This is a genomic window from Terriglobales bacterium (genome assembly GCA_035457425.1).
Lineage (GTDB): Bacteria > Acidobacteriota > Terriglobia > Terriglobales > Acidobacteriaceae > JACPNR01.
The window spans coordinates 1-5,155 of the sequence record DATIBR010000159.1 but is presented as its reverse complement, the minus strand read 5'-3'; the positions used below and the strand labels follow the sequence as shown (position 1 = coordinate 5,155).

4 protein-coding genes are annotated in these 5,155 nt (G+C 65.1%); all 4 read left to right on the top strand.

The genetic code is table 11. The features are described 5' to 3' along the window. Nucleotides 1-3,349, top strand: a 3,349-nt coding sequence (gene dnaE, locus VLA96_12095) for a DNA polymerase III subunit alpha (GenBank protein HSE49940.1), incomplete at its 5' end; no start/stop codon positions are given. A 15-nt stretch (nucleotides 3,350-3,364) separates the two neighbouring features. Continuing rightward, a complete protein-coding gene (locus VLA96_12090; protein HSE49939.1) occupies nucleotides 3,365-4,321 on the top strand; it encodes an acetyl-CoA carboxylase carboxyltransferase subunit alpha in 957 nt (318 codons plus the stop codon). Further along, entirely contained in the window at nucleotides 4,318-4,515 is a 198-nt protein-coding gene (locus tag VLA96_12085) for a hypothetical protein (GenBank protein HSE49938.1), read from the top strand. The genes VLA96_12090 and VLA96_12085 overlap by 4 nt, the downstream gene beginning before the upstream one ends. A 118-nt stretch (nucleotides 4,516-4,633) precedes the next feature. Then, nucleotides 4,634-5,113, top strand: coding sequence for a transposase (locus tag VLA96_12080; protein HSE49937.1), 480 nt, complete (start codon nucleotides 4,634-4,636; stop codon nucleotides 5,111-5,113). Nucleotides 5,114-5,155: the final 42 nt, after the last annotated feature.

Genomic DNA, 5,155 nt, shown 5'->3' with positions numbered 1-5,155 from the left:
CTTCGCGGCGCTGGAGTTCTACAACGCCGCGCAGGCCGCCGGGATCAAACCCATCCTCGGCTGCGAGCTCTACATCTCGAAGAAGGACGACCACGACACGCGGCGCACCCCGCCCGACGGCGACACCTACAACCACCTGCTCGTGCTCGCGGAGAACGACGAGGGCTACCGCAACCTGGTGAAGATCACCAGCGAGGCGTCGCTGCACGGCTTCTACTACAAGCCGCGCATCTCGAAGAAATTCCTGGCCGAGCACTCCAAGGGGCTGATCGCGCTCTCCGGCTGCCTGAAGGGCGAAGTGGCCGAGCGCTTGACGGAAGGGAAGTACGACGAGGCGAAAAAGGCCGCCGCCAACCTGCGCGACATCTTCGGCAAGGACAATTTCTTCCTCGAGATCCAAGACCAGGGCCTGGAGCTGGAGCACCGCATCCATCCCGACCTGTTCCGGCTGGAGAAGGAATTGGGCGCGCCGCTGGTCGCGACCAACGACTCGCACTACATCTGCGAAGACGACGCGCAGGCGCACGACGTGCTCGTCTGCGTGCAGACCGGCAAGTCGGTGCGCGACGAGAACCGGCTGAAGTTCCACGGCAACCAGTTCTTCGTGAAGTCGGCGGCGGAGATGCGCCAGGTGTTCGACGGCGCGCCGCAGGTGCTGGAGCGCACGCTCGGCATCGCCGACCGCTGCAACGTCAAGCTGCACAAGGTGAAGAACCCGTTCCCGCCCTTCGAGGTGCCGGCCGGCTTCACGCTCGACACTTACTTCGAGCACGTGGCGCGCGAGGGCTTCGCGCGGCGGCTGGAGGAGCTGCGGCGCCGCGAGGCGGCGGGGACGCTGAAGCACCCCATCGCGGAATACGAGCAGCGGCTGGCGCGCGAGATCGCGACCATCCAGCAGATGAAGTTTCCGGGCTACTTCCTCATCGTGTGGGACTTCATCCGCTACGCCAAGGAGCACGCGATCCCGGTCGGCCCGGGGCGCGGCTCGGCGGCGGGGTCGCTGGTCTCCTACGCCATGGGCATCACCGACATCGACCCGCTGGAGCATGAGCTGCTGTTCGAGCGCTTCCTGAACCCCGAGCGCATCTCGATGCCCGACATCGATATCGACTTCTGCATGAACCGGCGCGGCGAGGTCATCCAGTACGTCACGGAGAAATACGGCCGCGAGCAGGTGGCGCAGATCATCACCTTCGGCACGATGGCGGCGAAGGCCGCGATCAAGGACGTGGGCCGCGCGATGGACATGCCCTACGGCGACGTGGACCGCATCGCCAAGATGGTGCCGGCGGTGCTCAACATCTCGCTCGACCAGGCGCTGGCGGACTCGCAGCAGATGGCCGAAGCCTACGAGCGCGAGCCGCAGGTGAAGGAGCTGCTCGATACCGCGCGCAAGCTCGAAGGCCTGGTGCGCAACGCGGGCGTGCACGCCGCGGGCGTGGTGATCGCGCCGGAGCCGCTCATCAACCTGGTCCCGCTGCACAGGACGAAGAACGACGAGATCGTGACCGCGTTCGACATGACGGCGATCGAGAAGCTCGGGCTGCTGAAGATGGACTTCCTCGGGCTGACGACGCTGACCGTGATCGACGACTCGCTCAAGCTGATCGCGCAGAACCGCGGCCAGCAGCTCGACTTGAAGCAGGTTCCGCTCGACGACAAGACGACGTACAAGAAGGTGTTCCACTCCGCGCTGACGAGTGGCATCTTCCAGTTCGAGTCGCACGGCATGCGCGACGTGCTGCGGCGCTACCAGCCCGACACGGTCGAGGACCTGACGGCCCTCAACGCGCTCTATCGCCCCGGCCCGATCCAGGGCGGCATGATCGACGACTTCATCGCGCGCAAGCACGGCCGCGCGCCCATCAGCTACGAGCTGCCGGAGCTGGCAGAGATCCTGAAAGAGACGCTCGGCGTCATCGTCTACCAGGAACAGGTGATGCAGATCGCCAACAAGCTGGCGGGCTACTCGCTGGGCGAGGCCGACCTGCTGCGCCGCGCGATGGGCAAGAAGAAGGCCGAGGAGATGGCGGCGCAGCGCGAGAAGTTCGTGGCCGGCGCGCTGGCGCGCGGCTTCCCGGAGCGCAAGGTCGTGAAGATCTTCGACCTGATGGAGCAGTTCGCGGGCTACGGCTTCAACAAGTCGCACTCGGCGGCGTACGCCCTGCTGGCCTACCACACGGCTTACCTGAAGACGCACTACCCGGTCGAGTTCATGGCCGCGATGCTCACGGCGGAGACCGGCTCGACCGACAAGGTGGTGAAGTACATCAACGAGTGCCGCGAGATGGGCATTTCCGTGGAGCCCCCCGACATCAACCACTCGGACGCGAACTTCACCCCCCACGGCGACGCCACCCGCTTCGGCCTGGCGGCGGTGAAGAACGTGGGCCGGACGGCGATCGATTCCATCGTCGCGGCGCGCCAGGAGCTGGGCGGCTTCAAGAGCATCTACCAGTTCTGCGAGAAGGTGGACCTGCGGCTGCTCAACAAGCGCGTGCTGGAGTCGCTGATCAAGAGCGGCGCGATGGATGCGCTGGGCACGCGCGCGCAGCTCATGGCGGTGATCGACAAGGCCATCGAGCGCGCGCAGAAGTCGCAGCGCGACGCCGAGAGCGGCCAGCACGGGCTGTTCGGCGTCTTTGCCGACCAGCAGGCCGAGCCGGCCGACAATGACAAGCTCCCCAACGTCCCCGACTGGGACGAGCACCAGCGTCTGCAGGGCGAGAAGGAGATGCTCGGGTTCTTCGTCAGCGGGCACCCGCTGGAGAAGTATCGCGACAAGCTCGCGGACTTCTCCGCCATCGACACCGACGCCATCCTGGCGATGAAGTCGTCGACCGGCAAGGAAGAGATCACGACCGGCGGCATCCTCACGGGCGTGCGGGTCGCGAAGTCGAAGAAGGGCGACCTGTACGCGCAGTGCATGCTCGAGGACATGGTCGGCGCGGTCGAGTCGGTGGTGTTCCCGGAGGCCTACCGCCGCCTGGGCGACAAGCTGAAGCTCGACGTGCCGGTCCTGGTGCGCGGCGGGGTGCGCGTGGAAGAGGGCGCGAACCCGAAGCTGCTGATCTCCGACATCCGGACGCTGGAAGACGCCAAGCCGAAGCTACCGCGTTCGCTGCGCATCCGGGTGCCGCTGGAGACCGCGACTGAGCAGACCATCGACGCGCTGCACTCGCTGTGCACCGAGCGCAAGGGCGAGGCCAAGGTGCTGTTCGACGTGGAGCGCGCGGGCGAGTTCATGGTGGTGATGGAGGCCGAAGGCTATAATGTCCTGCCGGACCGGTACTTCATCACGCGCGTGGAAGAGCTGTGCGGGCGCGGCGCGGTCCGGGTGATCGACTAGCTCTCCCCCTTACGCATGTCGACGAAAGCCGAGCGCGAGCTCGAGAACATCGAACGCCACATCTCGCAACTGGAAGCCGCCGCGGGCGACAACCAGGAAGCCAAGCAGCGCCTCTCCGCGCTGCACGGGCAGGTGGAGCAGCTCCGCCGCCAGATCCACGCGCAGTACGAAGCGTGGCAGAAGACCGAGCTGGCGCGGCATCCGCAGCGCCCCTACACGCTCGACTACGTGGAGCGCATCTTCACCGACTGGAGCGAGATTCACGGCGACCGCGCGTACGCCGACGATCCCGCCATCGTCTGCGGCATGGCGCACTTCCACGGCCACGAAGTGATGGTCATCGGCCACCAGAAAGCGCGCGACACCAAGCAGAAGGTGTACCGGAATTTCGGCATGCCGAATCCCGAGGGCTATCGCAAGGCGCTGCGCGCGATGAAGATGGCGGAAAAGTTCAAGCGGCCGGTGTTCACGTTCATCGACACGCCGGGCGCCTACCCCGGCCTCGGCGCCGAGGAGCGCGGCCAGGCCGAGGCCATCGCGCGCAACCTGCGCGAGATGGCGCGGCTGAAGGTGCCCATCGTGACGGTGGTGACGGGGGAAGGCGGCTCCGGCGGCGCGCTGGCTATCGCCGTGGCCGACAAAGTCCTGATGATGGAGAACGCGGTGTACTCGGTGATCTCGCCGGAAGGCTGCGCCTCCATCATGTGGCGCGACCCCAGCAAGAAGGACGTGGCCGCCGAAGCGCTGAAGATCACCGCCAGCGACCTGACGCAGCTGGGCTGCGTGGACGGCATCGTGCCGGAGCCGCCGGAGGGCGCGCACGCCGACCACGACGCGGCCGCCGCGCTGCTCGATCAGAGCCTGCTCGAACATTACAACCAGATCAAGGACCTGCCGACGAACGAGCTGCTGACGAAGCGCTACGACAAGTTCCGGCACATGGCGCAGTTCTTCAAAGAAGAGCCGGCGTGAAACGGGAGGCTGCTATCGCGCTCGCGAAGGGCGCAGCCGTGGCGATTGTGTTGATCGTGCTTGTCTTCGTGGTCCTCTCGCTAGCAGTTCCCTCCGTCGCGCGTGAGTACTTCCTTTGGATCTTCGTGGGTTCTATCTTCGTCGTCTCCACGGCCCTGAGCTGGTGGGCTAAGCGGAAAGTGAAGGCCGACTAACCGTCACACGAATCGGTCTGTTCTGATTTCAGAACAGAATCGATTTCGTAAGGGCGCGGCTTCCAGCCGCGCCGTACAGTGCTGCCCTAGAGGGCGGCTTTAGCCGCCGAGGGAAAGCATGCGCCCACGTCGCGCGGACAATTTCGGGACGTACTTTGTCACTACGAAGGCCGCAGAAGGCCGGATGCTGCTTCAGTCGGAGCGTTGCGCAAAGCTGCTGATCGATGTTCTGTACCACTATCGTGGCGAAGAGCGTTTTCTCGTGCACGACTTCGTCGTCATGCCAAATCACCTACATGCGATCGTTACTCCTGCTGAAACGATCGAACGCACGATGCAGCTGATCAAAGGCGGCTTCTCGTATCGTGCGAAGCACGAGATCGGGATCCAGTGGGAGATCTGGCAGCGAGGCTATACGGACCACCGCATCCGCGATTGGAATGATTTTGCGAGGCATCGTGAGTACTTACGAATGAACCCGGTGCGGGCCCATTTGTGCGAGCGAGCCGAACAGTTCCCGTTCTCGTCCGCCGTCGGCTCGTTCAATCTGGATCCCGTCCCTCAGCGGCTAAAGCCGCTGATTGAGGCCAGCGACTGACGGCGCGGCTGGAAGCCGCGCCCATACGAAGTCAAAAGCGAC